The following is a 17,145-nucleotide window of genomic DNA, read 5'->3' as shown; positions in this document are numbered from 1 at the left end:
GGCTCAAAATCCCTTCGTTCGAGCGTTGTGTCAGTCATGGTTCAGATCAGCAAAGAGGAGAAGAACCGATGACACGCTCTACGTTTCTTGCCGCCGCCCTTCTGGGCCTTGCTCCCGCCGCTCTCCCGACTGCCGGACTGGCGCAAACAGCAGAAGGTCCGGTCAGCTATGAAGAGCAACTGGCGCAGGTTGAGGACCAGCTGGTCTATCAGGCGCCCATTGCCGGCGTCGAAAATGATTATTGGTTCAATTATCAAACCGACCTGGCGGAAGCCCGGAAGGAATTGACCAAGGATTTGCGCCGCTCCTCCGATGCGGAGGATAATCGCGACGCCTGGGACGAGTATCGCGCGGAGCTGGCCGATGCTCGTGGCGACTATGCCAAGGAAATGGCTGAAAAGGGCTATCCCATTGGCCAGGTCCGGGTCCTCGCCAAAAACGGTCGATGAGCCTGCATTAGGTGAATGGGAGGGGGCTACGCGCCTCCTCCTCAGTCCGCGTCGGGATTGCGGAAATTCAGGCGCCGAGTGACGGTGTAGTCCAATATTCCGACTAGCAGATAGCTGATCGCCTGCTTGACCAGTGTCATCATGCTGCGGCCCGAACGATGGTTTCGCAGACTTATGACTTGGCTATCCTGCATTTCCCGAGCGATATAGGCTCTGACCTGGTCGGCAAACGTCTTATCCTCTACCTTTAGCATCACTTCAAGATTGAGGAAGAGGCTGCGCATATCGAAATTGGCGGACCCGACGAACACGGCGTCGTCGATCACCAGCAATTTCGTATGCAGCTGGCATGGCTGATATTCAGCGATTTCGACGCCGCGCTTCAGTAAGGGGCCGTATAACAGCCTTGCCGCTGCAACTGTCGCCCCGTTATCCGAGACAGCGGGCAGGATGATGCGCGCGCCGCTGAGCTTTGCCGCGCGCGCAATGCGTTTCAACATGCCGCGTCCGGGGGAGAAATAAGCGGCGATCATGTCCACGCGCTGCGCTTTTTCCAAGTCATGCTTGACGACCTGCGCCCATGGGCTGAGCCGCCGCGTCGGTCCGCCGATCAGCCAGCGGAATGCCGACCCCCCATCATGATGCAGGGCAGGATGCCATTGCCGCACCATCGCTCGCAGCGTCCTGAAACGCTGCTTTTTCGTCGACACCCACCGCCATAACCCGCCATACCATCGAGTCATGGCCTCTACCTGTTCGCCCTCCATCCACAGGCCCAGATCGCGCCAGCCGCCCTCTTGGGGAACTCCAAAGTAGCCATCTTCCACATTGAACCCGCCAATCAGCAACCGTTCGTCGTCGGCTATCGCCATCTTCTGATGATTGCGGATCAGATAGCGCGTGGAGCGTCGTGCGCCAAAACGCCCGAATTGCCCGCCTGCATCGACCAGCGGCGCGAAAAACCTGTCGGGCGTCTTGGCTGACCCGAATGCGTCGATCATCAGCGTCACCGATACGCCGCGACGCGCGGCCTGGGCCAAGGCGTCGCGCACCATCCCGCCGCTCACGTCTGCGGCAAAGATATAATAATAGAGTTTCAGGCTGTGGCGCGCCCCGTCGATCAGGGTGATGAGGGCGGATCGCAGCGCGGGACCATGCGTAATCAGCCGCAGCTGATTGCCCTCCAGCACAATCGATATGTCGGGCGCATCGCCTGCGCTGGAAAGGGACGTGATGGCCGCCATTCAGGTTTCATGCCCGTTCTCAGTCGCTGTGGCCATGGGCTTATGGCCTTTTCATTGACTCTCGCTGGCGGGGCTGCTAGCTGCCCGGTTCACGCTTTTCCATTCGTTGTATTCAGGAGGCCCTGTTTGGCCCGCGTCACCGTCGAAGATTGCGTCGACAAGGTTACCAACCGTTTTGACCTCGTCCTTCTTGCCGCTCAGCGCGCCCGTGAAATTTCCGGTGGCGCCGAACTGACGCTTGATCGCGACCGCGACAAGAATCCCGTCGTTGCCCTGCGCGAGATCGCGGAAGAAACCGTGCTGCCCGATGACTTGCACGATTCCCTGATCGGATCGCTGCAAAAGGTCCAGATCGACGATGACGATACGCCAGATGAAATCGGCTCGATCGCCCAGTCGGCGGAGGCTCTGCGCTTGACGGCTGCGGCGCCTCCGCGCAACCAGAATATCGGTGGTGATTACGACGGCTGATCGCTGAACCTGTTTGGAGAGGGAAAGAGGCCCGGCCTGCGCTAGCAGGACCGGGCCTCGACCTTTACGGGCCGGTGTCCATTCTATACATTGCAGTCGGATCGGGAACCTTTTGGCCTGATCCAATCGTTACCCGTGTAGCAGCCGACCCGGGTCGCATCGTCCCGCCACGCAGGGACTGACGGCGCAAGCGATCCAAGGGCGTCTCATCCGCGCCGTCCATCGTTGCGAGAAAGATCATGGATCGCCCCAAACGCTCCAATGTCTTCATGGCCGCGAATATGAAGACCCAACATGATGCATCCGACGTCGAACTAGTGCGGATACGCGATATTTCCGAAGGCGGTGCCCGGGTACAGGGGCCGGTGCTCGATGTCGGCACGCGAATTATCCTGACGCGCGGGCGCTTCACGATCCCAGCGCGCGTCGTTTGGTGCGGTGGCGCCCAGTTCGGCGTCGCCTTCGACAAGCCGATCAACGTTGAGGACGTGATGAAGGCGACCGGGCCGGAAAAGGCGCCGGACAGACCCGTTTATGCCTCGGCGCTGACATCGGATTATCCCGGGCAGGCGCGTGGCGCGCCTCGTGGCCCGACCGCTCGTCCGGCCGATCGCCGTGCCATGTTCGGATTGCGGGTCACTGGCTGATATCAGGATGATCCGCTTCTCCCCTCGGTGACGACGGATGGCTGTTGACTACAGATGTAAACGATGCGATTACAAATGTAGTTGCAGTCATCGAGTCGAGGCGGATCGTGAGCGAGAAAATCAGCGAAGCCGAATTGGTCGTGATGGAGGCGCTATGGGAAACCTCGCCCCGCACCGCCAATGATGTCGCTGAACAGGTTACGGCCTCCCGCGACTGGAGCCTTCAAACGGTCAAAACCTTGCTGTCCCGGCTGATGGCGAAGGATGTAATCGCTGCTGATCAGGACGGCCGTCGTTTCCTTTATCGCCCCCTCATCCAGCGTGACGACTATGTCGCAAGTGAATCAGGCCGCCTGGTCAACCGCCTATTTGGTGGCCGCGTCTCGCCGCTCGTAGCTCAGCTTGCGAGCCAGGATCAGCTGAGCGCGGAGGATATCGCCGAGCTGGAGGATATTCTGAAAGGGCTCAAGCCATGATCATCTGGCTGGTCGAAACGATGGTCGCCTCCAGCCTGCTGATGGCGCTTGTCATGATGATAAGGCGACCTGTGGCGCGGTGGCTGGGGGCGAGCGCCGCCTATATGCTTTGGGTCCTCCCGTTTGCGCGCATGGTCCTGCCTGCGCTTCCCGATCGGGTGGCGGATCCTTCGCCTTTGCATCAGGCGATGGATCAGTCCGGCTTGCCCGCCATGCTGGCCATGCCCACTGCCGCGCAAACCACGGTGGCCAGCCCGGCCTTGCCCTGGCTGGAACTGGCGATCGCCTTGTGGCTGACCGGGACGGCCATCTTCATGGCTGTCCAGATCATTGGCTATGTGCGGTTCCGTCGGCTCATCGTGAAGGATGCGACGCCGGTGGGGCAGGAAGGCCGCATTCGGATTATCACCAGTCCACAGGCGTCTGGCCCGCTCGCCTTTGGCGTGCTGCACCCGCATATCGTACTGCCGCCCGATTTCGCCCTGCGCTATGACGCACAGGAACAGGACATGGCGATCGCCCACGAACGCGCGCACCATCATAGCGGCGATCTTCTGGCGAATATGATCGCCCTGCTGCTGCTGGCATTTCACTGGTGCAATCCTATCGCATGGATTGCCTATCGGGCCTATCGCGCTGACCAGGAAACCGCCTGCGACGCGCGCGTCCTCTCGCTCTACGGCAATGATCAGGCCCATGCCTATGGTCGCGCCATTCTCAAGGCCGCTGGCGGCCGCCATTATGCTGCTGCCTGCCATCTGACCCGTCTCGCCACGCTGAAAGGGAGGCTGAAAATGTTATCCAGTCATGAAGCATCATTGCGCCGCATCAGTTGGGGCATGGCGACGGTTGGGTTGGCCACCGTAGCCGGCCTGGCGCTAACGGCGTCGGGCAGCCGGGCCGCAAAGCAGATGGCGGCCATCACGCAAAAGGTGGAACAGGTCGACCTAGCGCGATTGACCGACCTCGTCGCGCAACCCGCTCAGGCGTCCATCACCCCTGCCGTGATGGACGCCCCAGCCAAGCCGTCGAGCCCTGATGCGCCAGCCGCGCCTCATAGGGACGCTGTCGCCGCGCCTGCACCCGTGGCGCCGATCGCACCAGTCCCCCCGGCTGCTGACATGACGCCGCCCAGTCCGCCTGTTCCGCCGACGCCACCCGTCACGGTGCGCAGCGAAAAGGGGCGTATCATTGTCACCCACGCCGATGGCCGCGTCGAGACGCATCGCGTCCCGACGGAGGAGGAGATCGCCCGCATGGTGCCTATCGTCGACGTACGGGACGGGTGCGAGGGCAGGGGGCTCACCAGTCATCGTGAAGCGGTCGATGCCAATGGCCGGCGGCACATTCGGGTGCGGATCTGTCAGAAGGCGATCGAAGCGCAGGCGCGCCAGGCCGAGCATCTGGGTAAAGTGGCGGCACGCAGCGGCCTGATCGCGGCGCGGGCGCAAATCGCCGCGGCTGGCCTGCCGGCGCAGGCGCGCGCCGAGGCCCTGCGCGACATTGATGAGAATATCGCCGAACTGGACGGCGAAGGCTATTGAGGCTCAGTCTCGGCTCAACCGCCGGGCAACGGCAACGAACTCCTCGACGCTGACGGTTTCGGCGCGGCGCTGGGGATCGATGCCTTCGGCCACCAACGCCTCCAGCGCGCCGGGCAATGCCTTCAGGCTCTGGCGAATCATCTTGCGCCGCTGACCAAAGGCCGCCGCGGTCAGTCGCTCCAGCATCTTCAACTGCACGCCTTCGGGCGCAGGCTTGGGCGTGATGTGGACGACGGCGGACATGACCTTGGGTGGTGGCGTGAAGGCGCTGCGATGCACCTTCATCGCGATCCGCGCATCGCTGCGCCACTGCGACAGGACGGCCAGGCGCCCATAATGATCCGTGCCGGGCTTCGCGACGATGCGTTCCGCGACCTCCATCTGGAACATCAGGGTCAGGCTCGACCACCAGGGGAGCGGCGTCCAGGTCGCTGAAAGCCATCCCACCAGCAATGGCGTGCCTACATTATAGGGCAGATTCGCGATGATATGCGCGCCATCGCCCGCTTCTGCCTGGGCATCGACCTGCATGGCGTCGCCCGCGATCACCGTCAACTGACCGGGAAAGGCATCGGCCAGTTCAGCGAGCGCAGGCAGGCAGCGATCGTCGCGCTCCACCGCTACCAACCGCGCGCCTGCGCGCAGGATGGCGCGCGTCAGGCCGCCGGGGCCGGGGCCTACTTCGAAAGCCGGTTTGTCTTTGAGCGGGCCGGGGATGGCTGCGATACGATCGAGCAACTGTTCGTCCAGCAGGAAATTCTGCCCCAGCGCCTTGCTGGCGGCCAGCCCGTGTCGCACAATGACATCCCGCAACGGCGGCAGCGCCGGTCGTTCGTCAGCCATGCAGGATGCGTGCGCGCGCCGCTTCGGCCGCCATTTTGAGCGCCGCCATCATCGCGCCGGGATTGGCGCTGTCCGTGCCGGCAATGCCAAAGGCCGTGCCATGGTCGGGCGACGTGCGAACGATCGGCAGGCCCAGCGTGATATTGACGCCTTCGTCAAAATTCAGCGTTTTTATCGGGATCAGCGCCTGGTCGTGATACATGCACAGCGCGGCATCATAGGTTTCGCGCGCGCGCGCGTGGAACATGCCGTCGGCGGCCAGCGGCCCGACAATATCCAGACCATCGGCGCGCAATTGCTCAATGGCGGGACGAATGACCTCGATCTCTTCGCGACCCAGCGCGCCATTCTCGCCCGCATGGGGGTTGAGCCCCGCCACTGCCAGCCGTGGCCGGCCGATATTAAAATTGCGCTGCAATCCCTTGGCCGTGGTCAGCGCCCGGGCACGGATCAGGTCGATGGTCAGCGCGGCGGACACGTCGGCGAGCGCGATATGGATCGTGATCGGCACGACCTTGAGCGCTGGCCCGGCCAGCATCATCACGGCGTTGTGAGGGGCGACGCCGCAGCGTTCTGCGATGAATTCGGTCTGGCCGGGATGTGTGAAGCCCACGCCATAAAGCTGTTCCTTGCCGACCGGCGCGGTGACGATCCCCGCCGCGGACCCGGAACGGGCCAGGCCAACGGCGACCTCCAGCGACTGGAACGCGACCCGCGCGCCATCGACGCCGGGCGCGCCGGGAACGATCTCGCCCGCGTCTGCGACCTGAAGGCAGGGCAGCGCGCGCGGGAACACCTCGGCGGCCTCCTCCGGGCTGTCGATCCGCTCGACCGGGCCGAGCCAGACGGCGCGCAACGATGCTACATCGCCCACCGCGAAAAAGGGCGGCAGGCCGCGCGCTTCACGCATCACCCAGCTTTTGGCGACGATTTCCGGGCCAATCCCGGCCGGATCGCCCAGCGACACGGCGAAGGGCGCCAGCGGAGGCACAGCGTCAGTTATAATCGATGACCGCATCGCGGCGAAGGTCACGCAAATAGATGCGCGCGCGCTTGTTGACCCGTTCCTCTTCCAGCTGCGCCATGATCTGGTCAGCATTGGGCGCATTCGCCGACGCCGGATCGTCGCGTCCGCACACCACTAGAACCCGCACGCCGTCCGTGATCGATCCGAAGGGCGGGGTGGTTTCACCGACTTGGAGGTTCAGCAGGATTTCCTGCAATTGCGGCGGCAGGTCGCGCACCTTCACATTGTCGTTGTCGACCACATCCGCGCCGATGCGCGCGCCAATCTCATTGGCTTGGCCGCAACCCTTGATTTCCTTCACCGCCGCGGCGAATTCCGCGGCCTTGGCGCCTGCCTGTTCCTTGGTGGTGCCCTTGGGGAACATGACGGACAATTGCTTCAGGCTCAGCAATGCGTCACGCGGATCGGCGGTCAGCACCTTGCGCTTGTCCATGACGTAGATGATCGACACCCCGCCCACCGTCTCGATGGGGCCGGCAATCTGGCCGACCTGCATCTCGGCGGCAGCCTGCGCCAGTTCAGGTGGCAATTGCGCGGGACGAATCCAGCCCAGATCGCCGCCGACGGCCGCAGTGGAGGCTTCGGAAAACTGCCGGGCATAGGCCTGGAAGCTGCCGCCCTGCTGGATTTGCTGGATGATGTTGCGTGCATTGGCGACAATCTGCGCCTGGTTTTCGGGCGTCGCCGACAGATAGATTTCGCCGATCCGATATTCGTCGCTGCCCTTGGCCGCGTTCAGCCGGTCGATGACCGATTTGACTTCGTCTTCGGACACGTTGACGAAGGGCTGGATGTTGCGACGGAGCAGGCGGCTCCACGCCAGCTCGCCTTCGATCTGGCGCTTGATGCTGGCGGCCGAACTGCCCTGGCTGCGCAAATAGGCGTCGAATTCGGCGGGGGATTTGCGGAAATTGGCCGCGACCCGCTGATAGCTCTGCTCGATTTCTTCCGGCGCGATTTTGATGTCGTTGGCGGCCGCTTCCTGAATCTGGAGCGTCTCATCGATCAGGTTGCGCAGCACCTGCACGCGCAGCCGCTCCTTTTCCTCATCCGAAACCTTGCCGCCATTGGCGGTGATGATCAGCGCCAGGCGCTGGTCGACATCGGTGCCGGTGATGATGCGGCCGTTGACGATGGCCGTAGCCTTGCGAACATTGGGATCGCTCTTGCCAAAGACGGTGACGTCCTGCGGCAGGTTCAGCTGCTGCGTGGTCATGCTCGCGTCATCGTCGTCGACCGTCTGTGCGGCGACGGGCTGGATGCCCGCGGCGACCAGGGCCGATGACAGGACAAGGGTGCGCAAGCGGACACGCGCGCCGCGGGTCAGGCGGCTGGACGAGGAAACGGCAGGCAGCATCGTCGGCAATAAACTCCAATGCGGGTCCGCGCCTGATGCACAGCCCCGCCTTAACCGGCCCTGACGAGAGGACGAAGCCCGTTCCTTATATGCCAATATTGCGGAAAGCTAGCCGTAGCTGGAAACCATTGCCCTTTCGCGCGTCGCCATTGGTCTGGTAATCGCGTCGCCAGGTGAAGCCCAGCGTCAGGCAGTCATCTTCATAAGCGACGCCCAGCCGGTGGCGGACCGGTTCATAGCCGTCCGATATGCTGACCGGGTCTTCCTTCGCGTCGGTAAGGTCGACGACGGTCGATCCGAACACCGACCAGAAGCGCGCAAACTGCACTCGGCCGCCGAGGCGCAGTTCCTCGCGGTCCTGCAAATCCTCCAGCCCGGTGAGCGCATTGCGGTTGAGCCGCAGATAGCCGACCATCGCATAGGTTTTCTTGCTGCCCACGGTCGCGTCGATCTCGTTGCGGCGCACCGACAGATTGTCCTTGTCCAGCCGATAGCGGTGGATCAGGCTGACGAAATTCTTGTAGCGGATGGTGGTGCGCCCGACGATATCGGACGTGCGATCCGACAGGCCGGTGCCATCGGGCAAAATGCTTTCCTGCCGATCCAGTCGATAGCTTTGGCCGATGATCGCGCTCAGCGAAAAATTGGGCAGGTCCAGCCCATATTCCAGACCGTAGGTGACACGCGAGCTATCCTCGAACCGGTCATAGCCGGCAAAGCGGTTGAGCGCGAAGAGGTTGCTGTCCTCCAGGTCCACCGCGCGCGCATCCTCATTGGGCAGCGACAGGTTGGCAAGATGCGGGGACGCGACGATCTGGACGCGCGGCGCGATCCGCTGCACGCCGCCAAAGGCTTCGCCCACGAACGGCCAGCGCATGTCCACCGCCGCCGCCGCGATACCGCGCGCCTGCCAGCCCGGATCGCCCGCATAGCTGGCGACCGATGTCAGCGCATTGTCGCTGCTGTGATAGACGTCGCCGCGCAGATAGCCTGTGAAGGTCACTTCCTGCCCCAGGCCCGTCAGCGTGCGCAAATTCCATTCCGCGCCAGCAAAGGCGCGCTGTGTATCCTGCCCGGCGGTGCGGGTGATCGCCAACGTGTTCGCCTGCAACTGCAACACGCCGCCCAGCCATGGGTCCTTCATCCGCAGCCGATAGTCGATGACCGGCAGCGCGATCGGCGTCTGGCCCTGCGAATCGCCTTGGCGCAGCGTCTGCACCGCCCAGCCGCGAATCGAGAAATAGCTGTTCTCGCCGATACGCTGCGCGCCGATGGTCGACCGCAGCCGGTCTTCGCGACTGATGTCGTAGCGGCGCAGGAAGGTGCGATCGGTCGCGACCCGGATCGACCCGTCCAGGCTCCATTCGGGCGACAATTGCATCGCGCCCGACGCGTCGAGATAGCCGCGAAGATCCTTTTCGCTGTCAGCCGCCGTCGTTCCCGCCGGGCTTTCGCCTGTGGCGACGCGGCGGCCATGAGTCACGTAGCCAGTAATTTGATAGGCGCCGCGGTCGTAGAGGTGCCGGAAATTGGTCTCCAGCATCGGCAGCGTGTCGGTATAGACATGCGGCGTGATCGTCAGGTCGCGATTGGGTGCCAGCTTGAAATAATAGGGCAGCGCGACTTCAAAACCATTGTTCCGATCGTAGCGCAAATTGGGCACCAGCAGACCGCTGCCGCCATTGTCGCCCACGGGATGGCTGAAACCGGGCAGTGGAATGAGCGGCAGGCCAAACAGCTCGATATTGGCGTTGCGATAGGTGACACGCTCGCGGGTCGGGTCATAGACGACCCGCACGGCGTTGATCTGCCAGGTCGGCTCCTTGGGGCAGCCGTCGCTGTCCTCGACCGAGCAGCCGGTATAGGCAGCGCGCTCCAGCGTGTAGACGCCATTGGTGCGGGTGCCCTTGACCGCGGCCAGCCGCCCGCCCGATTGCAGCACCAGCAGCATATTGTCGACCGCGCCGTCCTTCAGGCTGTCGGTGACATCGAAGCGGTCGCCATAGGCAACATTGCCATCGGGGTCGGTGACGGACACATTGCCCTGTGCCTCCACCTTGCCGCTATTCCGGTCCCAAACGACCTTGTCGGCGCGCAGGCGATTGCCTTCGCGCAGCAATTGCACATTGCCGCTCGCCGTGACGATCTCCGTCTCGCTATTATATTCCAGCGTGTCGGCGGCAAAGCCGATCTGATCGTCGCTGGTCGGCATGGGCGCGTCGGGCGCGCTGATCGGCGTCTGCGGCTCGTTCAGTTGCTGCGCCAGCGCGGGCTGGCATGCGATCAGCGCCGCGCCGCCCAACAGGACGGCACGGAGGGAAGCGCAGGAAAATGGGGAAGGCAAGGCGGTCTGCAAGCAATGGGCCTCTATGGACGGCGCGTCTGGCCTTCCCGCCTATCGCACTGCCGCGCGCTCCGCAATCGCCAGCCGTGGATCGAATCATGCAAAATCGGTCGAACGCCTTTGCCAGACGCGCCGGGCGGCACTATCTGCGGAACAGACAGCGCGGCCCTCGGCCGCCGCCAAGACATCGACAAGAGGAAAAGCGCCCCGATGGATATCCAATTCAGCCCGACCCGCCCCGAAGCCGCCGACACCCTGGTCCTGGCCGTTGCCAAGGGCGGGCTTGATGCTCTGCCGCTGTCGGCCGCATCGACTTTGTCGGCGGGCGCGACGGCCTCGCGCTTTAGCGGTGAGGCAGGCAGCAGCTTTGAAAGTTTCGCCGAAGAAGGCGGCCGGACCATTCGTGTCCTGCTGATCGGCACCGGGGCGGGCGGCGACCAGGATCTGGAAAAGGCCGGCGGCGCGCTGGTGGCGAAACTGGCGACCAGTGGCGCGACCCATGCGGCGGTGGAAGGCCTGGGCGGTGGGGCGGCCGCCACGCTGGCCTTTGGTGCGCGCCTGCGCAGCTGGCGCTTCGACACGTACCGCACGCGCCAGAGTGAAAAGGCCAAGCCCACGCTCAAGGCCATCACTATCGTTGCCGGCGATGCCGACGCCGCCTGGGAACGGCAGGCCGCGCTCGCAGATGGCGTCGCCTTCACCCGCGAACTGGTCGCCGAACCCGCCAACATCCTCTATCCCGAAAGCTTCGTCGAACGCTGCCGTCATCTCGAACAGCTGGGCGTCAAGCTCACCGTGCTCGACAAGGATGCGATGACGCAGCTTGGCATGGGCGCCTTGCTGGGCGTCGCGCAGGGTTCGGTGCGCGAACCGCGCCTGCTGGCGATGGAATGGGACGGCACCGACGGCGCGCAGGACAAGCCGCTGGTCTTCATCGGCAAGGGCGTGACCTTCGATACCGGCGGCATCTCGCTCAAGCCCGGCGCGGGCATGGAGGACATGAAGTGGGACATGGGCGGCGCGGGCGCTGTCGCGGGCGCGATGAAGGCGCTGGCCGGGCGCAAGGCGAAGGCGCGGGTCGTGGGCATTTGCGGCCTTGTTGAAAATATGCCCGACGGCAATGCGCAGCGGCCGGGGGATGTCGTCACCTCCATGTCGGGCCAGACGATCGAAGTGCTCAACACCGATGCCGAAGGGCGGCTGGTGCTGTGCGACGCCGTCACCTGGGCTCAGAAAACCTATAATCCCGACATGATCGTCGACCTGGCGACGCTGACCGGCGCGATGATCGTCGCGCTGGGCCATGAACATGGCGGCCTCTTCGCCAATGACGACGCGCTCGCCGACGCGCTGGCGAAGGCTGGGCAGAGCGTGGGGGAAAAGCTGTGGCGCTTCCCGCTGTCCGACGCCTATGACAAGCTGCTCGACAGCCCCATCGCCGACATGAAGAATATCGGCCCGCGCTATGCCGGGTCGATCACCGCCGCCCAGTTCATCAAGCGGTTCGTCGACGAAGGCGTCAAATGGGCGCATCTCGACATTGCCGGCATGGTCTGGTCCGACAAGCCCGGCGCGACATGGGACAAGGGCGCGACCGGCTATGGCGTGCGCCTGCTCGACCGGTTCGTGACGGACCGGTTCGAACGCTGACGCGCAGGCGATGCAGGTCGACTTCTACCAGCTGAGCCGCGATCCGGTCGAACAGGTGTTGTCCGCGATCGCCGGGCGCATTCTGGCGATGGGCGCGCGGTTGCTGGTGGTGGCGGGGGAGGGCGACCGGCTCGACCGCATTTCGCAGGGCCTGTGGGCGGGGCCGCCCGAAAGCTTCCTTGCCCATGGTCGCGCCGGCGAAGGCGGGGAGGCGCACCAGCCGATCCTCCTGAGCGACGCCTGCAATGCGGGCAATGGCGCGCGCCACATCGCGCTTGCCGACGGCCTGTGGCGCGAGGAGGCGCTGGGCTTCGATCGCGCCTTCTATTTCTTCGACGCCGAAACCATCGACGGCGCCCGGACAAGCTGGCGCACGCTCAGCAAGGCGGAGGGCGTCGAACCGCGCTTCTGGCGGCAGGAGGGACGGAAATGGGTGCAGGGGCCGTAGGCGCGGGCGCCTGGCAGTCAGAAGGATGGGCAAACGGGAGCGGCATGTCCACTTCCCACCCAGCCCGTCATTCCCACGAAAGCGGGAACCCATCTGCTGACGCCACCCCCTCTTGCAGCCCGCGCCGCCCGCGTCTAAAGGGCGCGCAACTTTCCAACAATCCGGAGTTTCGAGGGCCATGGCCGTCACGCGCACCTTTTCGATCATCAAGCCCGACGCGACCCGTCGCAACCTGACCGGAGCGGTCACCAAGAAGCTGGAAGATGCGGGCCTGCGCGTCGTCGCTTCCAAGCGTATCCGTATGAGCCGCGAACAGGCCGAGGGCTTTTACGCCGTCCACAAGGAGCGCCCCTTCTTCGCCGACCTGGTCGCCTTCATGATCTCCGGCCCGGTGGTCGTGCAGGTGCTGGAAGGCGAGGACGCCGTGAAGCGCAACCGCGACATCATGGGCGCCACCAACCCCGCCAACGCAGACGAAGGCACGATCCGCAAGGATTATGCCGAATCGATCGAAGCCAATTCGGTCCATGGGTCGGACAGTGAGGAAAATGCCGCGATCGAAATCGCCTATTTCTTTAAGCCCGAAGAAATCGTCGGCTGATCGACGCCTGACCCGATCGGGATGAACAAGGGGCGGCCGCAAGGTGGCCCCTTTTTCATGGGCGCGCGGTTATTGGACGGATCGCCCCGCCGGCATCCCCGCCCAACGCCGGTCCAGCGCCTTTTGCGCGCCCGCGACCGTGACGGCATTCACCAGCGATAGACCCCGCAGGCTCAACCGATGCCCCGCCAACCAGCGGCCGGTAATGCCATAGCCAATATCGTAGAGCGCCGCGCTCTCATGCGGTTCACCGTCGATGACGAAGCGGGTGATGATCGCCACGGGCAGCTTTTCGTCGCCCACGCTGTCATCGGGCAGCTTCGCCTGCTCGCGCGCGCGCTTCAGGGGATTGGCGAACCAGTCCGCCTCAATGCGCGGCTCGCCGGTGGTATCGACTGGCGTCAGCTCCAGCGCCTTGGGGAACAGGATAGTCTGGCTCTGCACGACCTGGCGAGGGTCGGTCGGGCGGAGGCGAATGCGGTCGCCCTCGACCGAATCGGCGTGCAGCACCAGCCGCGCCGCGCGGACGGATGCCGCCTGGCTTTCCGCCGTCTTTTCGGCGCGCCGGTCCTGCTTGTCCGACCAGTTGATATAGAGCGTCATCGCCGAGATCGTTACCGCCAGCACCGCGATGCCTTCGCCCAGCGTGATCCAGCGCCGCCTTATCGCGGCGGCCTCCTTGGCACGCGCTTCCTTGGCCGTTTCGCCGGTCGTTTCCGATTCGTCCGTCATCGTCACACCGTCTGCGGCGGGCCTTCGAAACGGTCGATGACCCAATCCTCCGCCTGCGCACCGCCGATCCATTCCTGCATCCAGGGATGAGCGATGATCGCCTGCATATAGCCTTGGGCGAAACGGGCAACGCGCAACTGATAGGTGATGAAGCGAGTCACGACCGGCGCGAACATGATGTCGGCTGCGCCAAATTCGCCGAACAGGAAGTCGCCTTCGCCGCCATACCGCGCGCGCGCCTGCGCCCATAATTCCATGATGCGCGCTATATCCTGCGCGACGCCATCCGATGGCGGGACAGGATCGTAGATCTGGCGGATGTTCATGCTGTGCTCGCGGCGTAGCGCGGCAAAGCTGCTGTGCATCTCCGCCGCCATCGACCGGGCCATGGCGCGTGGCGCGGGGTCCGCCGGCCAGAAGCGGTCGCCGCCGCTCTTTTCATTCAGATATTCAACGATGGCCAAGCTGTCCCACACGACGATGTCGTCGCCATCCCACAATATCGGCACCTTGCCCGACGATGGCGCGAACTCGTCGCCCTCGCGCCGCTTCTCCCATGCCTGGTCATAGAGCGGCACCACCACTTCTTCAAAGGGGAGGCCCGATAATTTGCACGCCAGCCAGCCGCGCAGCGACCAGCTGGAATAGGCCTTGTTGCCGATAAAGAGCTTCATCATGCGCCCTTCTTAGCGTCCTGTCCGGACCCAAGTCGAGCAGGAAGAAGATGGGCAGGTCAGCGACAGGGATGTCAACTATCCTTGACAAAAAGTCCCTAGCTATGTCAATGACGCTTTACATTATGTCAAAGGAGCTTTGCCATGCACTCCGTTCACGCTCGCTCACGCCACCCCGTCCTGCTCTGGTGCCTCGCCTTTTGCGGCGCGATGATCGTCGCGGCGCTGGTCATCCACAAATTCGACCTGAGTTGGGCCGGGACGCTGGCGGTCATGCTGACGGCCACCGGAATGACCATTCCGATCGTCCGGGCCGCGGAGCGGTCGGCGCGGGTCGAAGGCAATCTGTCGCCTGCAATGCGGCGCTATAATCGCCGGATGGTGGCGGGCAGCCTTTTCTACACGCTGGGTCTGTTCCTGGCGGTCTATGCCTATAAAAACTGGGCCCCGGCCGGCGCGGTGCTGTGGGGTCTAGCCCTGTTGCCGGCCCTTGGCGCCTTGGCGATGGTCTTTGCCATGGCGCGGCTGCTGATCGAGGAGAAGGATGAATATCTGCGCCTCAAATTGGCGCAATCCGCGCTGTTCGGCACCGGGGCCTTGCTGGTTCTCGCTACGGTCTGGGGATTCCTCGAACAATTCCGGCTCGTCCCCCATGTCCCCGCTTGGGCCGCCATTCCCGTTTTCGTCATCGCCATCGGCGTGTCGCGTTGCCTGACCTGGGCGCGGGCATGAAGAACCGGCTCAAGCTGCTGCGGGCCGAGCGCGACTGGAGCCAGGGCGAACTCGCCTCCCGGCTCGGCATTTCGCGCCAAAGCGTCAACGCGATCGAAACCGGGAAATATGATCCCTCGCTCCCGCTTGCCTTTCGCATCGCCGACGTGTTTGCACTGCGCATTGAGGATATTTTCCTGCGCGACGAAGAAGGAGCGGGGGAATGAGGCTGGTGCGCGCCAGTGCGGCGATCCTGATGTGCCTTGCCGCACTATGGGGCGCGGCGCATGTCGGAGTGCTGCCGTCGGCGCTGGGCTGGCGGGCCGAGGCCGTATCGGCCGGCCCCGTCGCCCACGCCCGGCCGCCGCGTCTCCATTGGCGCCTGCCGATCCTGCGCTGAACGCTTCAGGCGAAGACCAGCCGCTCATCCTCGTTCAGCTTCTGCAACAGGGCGATCGGCCCGGTGACGTCGGTCCCGGCGGGAAGATCAGCGATGCTGAGGCCCGCCAGGCTCATCCCGCTTTGGCAGGCGCTCAAATGGACGCCAAGCGAAATCGCCTCTTCCAGCAAATTCTTGAGCGGCGGGAGTCCTGCCGCCTCATGCCCGGCGTCACGCGGCGCTGCGACAGGGGAACGAAGCAGAGCGACTGCATCCAGTTGCAGGAATATCCGCGCCGCCCCGCCCAGCGCCGCCTGCGCCGCCGCCAGCATCAGCGCGCCACGAAAACGCTCCGGGTCCGGTGTCGCGACGATGATGGTCAGGGCGCGCATATTTCCATCGCGCATCCCGAGCAGGCCGGGTCCTTGGCGACATCCAGAGTGCGAAAGCGCATCGTCAGAAGATCGGCGATCAGCAATTTGCCCGCCATGTCCGTCCCGAACGGCACAAGCGCGCGGATCGTCTCCAGTGCCGCCAGGCTGCCGATCGTGCCGGTCAGCGCGCCGATGACGCCGGTTTCGGCGCAATTACGTTCCGGCGCGTCCTGCGGATCACCCACCAGACAACGATAGCAGGGTTTGTCCGCCTCCCATCCCCGATAGGTCGCGATCTGTCCTTCAAATGGGCCGACGGCCGCCGATACCAGCGGAATGCGCAACCGCTGCGCGGCGTCGGCCACGGTCAGGCGGGTCGCGAAATTGTCGCTCCCGTCCAGCACCACATCGGCGTCGCGCAGCATCAAGCCGGCGTTGTCGGGATCGATCCGCGCGTTGATGGGGATCAGCTTGACGTCGGGGTTGATCCGCGCCACCGCCGCCATCGCCGCTTCGGCCTTAGGCGTCCCTACATCGTCCGTGCCGAACAACACCTGTCGTTGCAGGTTGGACAAGGCAACGGCGTCATCGTCGATCACGCGGATCGTGCCGACGCCCGCAGCCGCCAGGTACAGGATCGCGGGGCTGCCGATCCCGCCCGCGCCGATCACGGCCACATCCGCACCCAGCAGCCGCATCTGTCCCGCGCCCCCGATTTCCCGCAGGACGATATGCCGGGCGTAGCGATCCAGTTGCGCGTCGGTCAGCGTCACGGCGCGTCCGACCAGAGGAAACGCACCTGCGATCGCATCCATTGCGGCTCGGCCGATCCGCTCTTGGGGAAGGATCCGCGCAGCGATCCCAAAATGCGATTGCTGATAAACTGCTCTACCTCGGGACAGTGCGCATTGACCGGCGCGACCTTCAAAGGCTTGCCGTCGCCAGACAGCAGGAACAGCATGTCGATTTCCAGCAGGTGGGACCCCTCGAAGGGCACCGCGCCAGAACATTTCCCCTTGCGATATTGCCGCGCCACATCCTCTGACCAGCGCGGCGAAATTTTCCGGCCCAGCCATCCTTCGATCACCGGCACCTGGCTCAAATCCTGCGGCATTGGCGGCATCGCGGCTGGTGCGGGCGTCGCCGCCAACATCAGGGAAAGCAGGATGGTCAT

21 protein-coding genes are annotated in these 17,145 nt (G+C 64.2%); 11 read left to right on the top strand and 10 right to left on the bottom strand.

Going from position 1 to position 17,145, the window contains the following annotated elements; translation table 11 throughout:
- Positions 1–68 precede the first annotated feature (68 nt).
- Entirely contained in the window at positions 69–449 is a 381-nt protein-coding gene (locus RLDS_RS54225) for a hypothetical protein (protein WP_021228852.1), read from the top strand.
- 41 nt (positions 450–490) lie between these two features.
- Here the strand turns inward: RLDS_RS54225 and RLDS_RS54220 are convergent, their stop codons facing one another.
- Positions 491–1,693: a phospholipase D-like domain-containing protein gene (locus RLDS_RS54220; protein WP_021228851.1), complete on the bottom strand. Its 1,203-nt coding sequence runs from the start codon at positions 1,691–1,693 to the stop codon at positions 491–493.
- A gap of 126 nt (positions 1,694–1,819) precedes the next feature.
- Between RLDS_RS54220 and rpoZ the strand changes: the two genes are divergently transcribed.
- From rpoZ to RLDS_RS54200, 4 genes are all read left to right on the top strand, one after another.
- On the top strand, positions 1,820–2,164 hold the full coding sequence (rpoZ, locus tag RLDS_RS54215) for a DNA-directed RNA polymerase subunit omega (protein WP_021228850.1): 345 nt from the start codon (positions 1,820–1,822) through the stop codon (positions 2,162–2,164).
- A 281-nt stretch (positions 2,165–2,445) separates the two neighbouring features.
- Positions 2,446–2,811 carry a PilZ domain-containing protein gene (locus tag RLDS_RS54210; RefSeq protein ID WP_161626764.1) on the top strand — a complete coding sequence of 122 codons (366 nt, stop codon included), beginning with the start codon at positions 2,446–2,448 and terminating at the stop codon, positions 2,809–2,811.
- Positions 2,812–2,918: 107 nt separating this feature from the next.
- Entirely contained in the window at positions 2,919–3,287 is a 369-nt protein-coding gene (locus tag RLDS_RS54205; RefSeq protein ID WP_021228848.1) for a BlaI/MecI/CopY family transcriptional regulator, read from the top strand.
- On the top strand, positions 3,284–4,831 hold the full coding sequence (locus RLDS_RS54200) for a M56 family metallopeptidase (RefSeq protein WP_021228847.1): 1,548 nt from the start codon (positions 3,284–3,286) through the stop codon (positions 4,829–4,831). The genes RLDS_RS54205 and RLDS_RS54200 overlap by 4 nt, the downstream gene beginning before the upstream one ends.
- Positions 4,832–4,834: 3 nt before the next feature.
- Here RLDS_RS54200 and rsmA read toward each other — a convergent pair whose 3' ends face one another.
- The 4 genes from rsmA to RLDS_RS54180 form a co-directional block, all read right to left on the bottom strand.
- Positions 4,835–5,674: a 16S rRNA (adenine(1518)-N(6)/adenine(1519)-N(6))-dimethyltransferase RsmA gene (gene rsmA / locus RLDS_RS54195; RefSeq protein WP_021228846.1), complete on the bottom strand. Its 840-nt coding sequence runs from the start codon at positions 5,672–5,674 to the stop codon at positions 4,835–4,837.
- A complete protein-coding gene (pdxA, locus tag RLDS_RS54190; protein ID WP_031299310.1) occupies positions 5,667–6,692 on the bottom strand; it encodes a 4-hydroxythreonine-4-phosphate dehydrogenase PdxA in 1,026 nt (341 codons plus the stop codon). Before pdxA ends, rsmA begins: the two co-directional genes overlap by 8 nt.
- Complete coding sequence (locus RLDS_RS54185; RefSeq protein WP_021228844.1) at positions 6,670–8,058, bottom strand: peptidylprolyl isomerase; 1,389 nt, start codon at positions 8,056–8,058, stop codon at positions 6,670–6,672. Before RLDS_RS54185 ends, pdxA begins: the two co-directional genes overlap by 23 nt.
- 85 nt (positions 8,059–8,143) lie before the next feature.
- Positions 8,144–10,363, bottom strand: coding sequence for an LPS-assembly protein LptD (locus RLDS_RS54180; RefSeq protein ID WP_040604064.1), 2,220 nt, complete (start codon positions 10,361–10,363; stop codon positions 8,144–8,146).
- 249 nt (positions 10,364–10,612) lie between these two features.
- Between RLDS_RS54180 and RLDS_RS54175 the strand changes: the two genes are divergently transcribed.
- From RLDS_RS54175 to ndk, 3 genes are all read left to right on the top strand, one after another.
- The gene (locus RLDS_RS54175) at positions 10,613–12,052 is read left to right on the top strand and encodes a leucyl aminopeptidase (protein WP_031299306.1); all 1,440 of its coding nucleotides are present in this window, start codon (positions 10,613–10,615) and stop codon (positions 12,050–12,052) included.
- A 10-nt stretch (positions 12,053–12,062) separates the two neighbouring features.
- On the top strand, positions 12,063–12,500 hold the full coding sequence (locus RLDS_RS54170) for a DNA polymerase III subunit chi (protein WP_021228841.1): 438 nt from the start codon (positions 12,063–12,065) through the stop codon (positions 12,498–12,500).
- Between the two features lie 178 nt (positions 12,501–12,678).
- A complete protein-coding gene (gene ndk / locus RLDS_RS54165; RefSeq protein ID WP_021228840.1) occupies positions 12,679–13,101 on the top strand; it encodes a nucleoside-diphosphate kinase in 423 nt (140 codons plus the stop codon).
- 69 nt (positions 13,102–13,170) lie between these two features.
- Here the strand turns inward: ndk and RLDS_RS54160 are convergent, their stop codons facing one another.
- Positions 13,171–13,833 carry a hypothetical protein gene (locus tag RLDS_RS54160; protein ID WP_031299305.1) on the bottom strand — a complete coding sequence of 221 codons (663 nt, stop codon included), beginning with the start codon at positions 13,831–13,833 and terminating at the stop codon, positions 13,171–13,173.
- Between the two features lie 2 nt (positions 13,834–13,835).
- The gene (locus RLDS_RS54155) at positions 13,836–14,510 is read right to left on the bottom strand and encodes a glutathione S-transferase family protein (RefSeq protein ID WP_021228838.1); all 675 of its coding nucleotides are present in this window, start codon (positions 14,508–14,510) and stop codon (positions 13,836–13,838) included.
- Between the two features lie 141 nt (positions 14,511–14,651).
- Here RLDS_RS54155 and RLDS_RS54150 point away from each other — a divergent pair, with 141 nt between their 5' ends.
- Genes RLDS_RS54150 through RLDS_RS56425 form a run of 3 tightly spaced genes read left to right on the top strand, consistent with a single transcriptional unit; the run spans position 14,652 to position 15,618 of the window.
- The gene (locus RLDS_RS54150; protein ID WP_021228837.1) at positions 14,652–15,239 is read left to right on the top strand and encodes a hypothetical protein; all 588 of its coding nucleotides are present in this window, start codon (positions 14,652–14,654) and stop codon (positions 15,237–15,239) included.
- Complete coding sequence (locus tag RLDS_RS54145) at positions 15,236–15,445, top strand: helix-turn-helix transcriptional regulator (protein ID WP_021228836.1); 210 nt, start codon at positions 15,236–15,238, stop codon at positions 15,443–15,445. Before RLDS_RS54150 ends, RLDS_RS54145 begins: the two co-directional genes overlap by 4 nt.
- Entirely contained in the window at positions 15,442–15,618 is a 177-nt protein-coding gene (locus tag RLDS_RS56425) for a hypothetical protein (RefSeq protein WP_021228835.1), read from the top strand. Before RLDS_RS54145 ends, RLDS_RS56425 begins: the two co-directional genes overlap by 4 nt.
- A 5-nt stretch (positions 15,619–15,623) precedes the next feature.
- Here RLDS_RS56425 and RLDS_RS54140 read toward each other — a convergent pair whose 3' ends face one another.
- Genes RLDS_RS54140 through RLDS_RS54130 form a run of 3 tightly spaced genes read right to left on the bottom strand, consistent with a single transcriptional unit; the run spans position 15,624 to position 17,145 of the window.
- Positions 15,624–15,989 carry a DsrE family protein gene (locus RLDS_RS54140; RefSeq protein ID WP_021228834.1) on the bottom strand — a complete coding sequence of 122 codons (366 nt, stop codon included), beginning with the start codon at positions 15,987–15,989 and terminating at the stop codon, positions 15,624–15,626.
- Positions 15,977–16,744, bottom strand: a complete 768-nt coding sequence (locus RLDS_RS54135; RefSeq protein ID WP_031299303.1) for a HesA/MoeB/ThiF family protein — start codon at positions 16,742–16,744, stop codon at positions 15,977–15,979. Before RLDS_RS54135 ends, RLDS_RS54140 begins: the two co-directional genes overlap by 13 nt.
- Positions 16,741–17,145 (bottom strand): hypothetical protein, encoded by a 405-nt coding sequence (locus tag RLDS_RS54130; protein ID WP_021228832.1) that lies wholly within the window; start codon positions 17,143–17,145, stop codon positions 16,741–16,743. Before RLDS_RS54130 ends, RLDS_RS54135 begins: the two co-directional genes overlap by 4 nt.

Source organism: Sphingobium lactosutens DS20 (assembly GCF_000445105.1).
GTDB classification, from domain to species: Bacteria; Pseudomonadota; Alphaproteobacteria; order Sphingomonadales; family Sphingomonadaceae; genus Sphingobium; species Sphingobium lactosutens.
This window is presented reverse-complemented; position numbering and strand designations above follow the sequence as displayed.

Bases quoted from the DNA above. Each gene is read 5' to 3' on its own strand.
- rsmA (WP_021228846.1), bottom strand. From the start codon at position 5,674: ATGGCTGACGAACGACCGGCGCTGCCGCCGTTGCGGGATGTCATTGTG.
- RLDS_RS54225 (WP_021228852.1), top strand. From the start codon at position 69: ATGACACGCTCTACGTTTCTTGCCGCCGCCCTTCTGGGCCTTGCTCCC.
- RLDS_RS54185 (WP_021228844.1), bottom strand. From the start codon at position 8,058: ATGCTGCCTGCCGTTTCCTCGTCCAGCCGCCTGACCCGCGGCGCGCGT.
- RLDS_RS54155 (WP_021228838.1), bottom strand. From the start codon at position 14,510: ATGATGAAGCTCTTTATCGGCAACAAGGCCTATTCCAGCTGGTCGCTG.
- RLDS_RS54130 (WP_021228832.1), bottom strand. From the start codon at position 17,145: ATGACCATCCTGCTTTCCCTGATGTTGGCGGCGACGCCCGCACCAGCC.
- RLDS_RS54170 (WP_021228841.1), top strand. From the start codon at position 12,063: ATGCAGGTCGACTTCTACCAGCTGAGCCGCGATCCGGTCGAACAGGTG.
- ndk (WP_021228840.1), top strand. From the start codon at position 12,679: ATGGCCGTCACGCGCACCTTTTCGATCATCAAGCCCGACGCGACCCGT.
- RLDS_RS54175 (WP_031299306.1), top strand. From the start codon at position 10,613: ATGGATATCCAATTCAGCCCGACCCGCCCCGAAGCCGCCGACACCCTG.
- RLDS_RS54160 (WP_031299305.1), bottom strand. From the start codon at position 13,833: ATGACGGACGAATCGGAAACGACCGGCGAAACGGCCAAGGAAGCGCGT.
- RLDS_RS54140 (WP_021228834.1), bottom strand. From the start codon at position 15,989: ATGCGCGCCCTGACCATCATCGTCGCGACACCGGACCCGGAGCGTTTT.
- RLDS_RS56425 (WP_021228835.1), top strand. From the start codon at position 15,442: ATGAGGCTGGTGCGCGCCAGTGCGGCGATCCTGATGTGCCTTGCCGCA.
- RLDS_RS54200 (WP_021228847.1), top strand. From the start codon at position 3,284: ATGATCATCTGGCTGGTCGAAACGATGGTCGCCTCCAGCCTGCTGATG.
- RLDS_RS54150 (WP_021228837.1), top strand. From the start codon at position 14,652: ATGCACTCCGTTCACGCTCGCTCACGCCACCCCGTCCTGCTCTGGTGC.
- RLDS_RS54145 (WP_021228836.1), top strand. From the start codon at position 15,236: ATGAAGAACCGGCTCAAGCTGCTGCGGGCCGAGCGCGACTGGAGCCAG.
- RLDS_RS54210 (WP_161626764.1), top strand. From the start codon at position 2,446: ATGAAGACCCAACATGATGCATCCGACGTCGAACTAGTGCGGATACGC.
- RLDS_RS54220 (WP_021228851.1), bottom strand. From the start codon at position 1,693: ATGGCGGCCATCACGTCCCTTTCCAGCGCAGGCGATGCGCCCGACATA.
- pdxA (WP_031299310.1), bottom strand. From the start codon at position 6,692: ATGCGGTCATCGATTATAACTGACGCTGTGCCTCCGCTGGCGCCCTTC.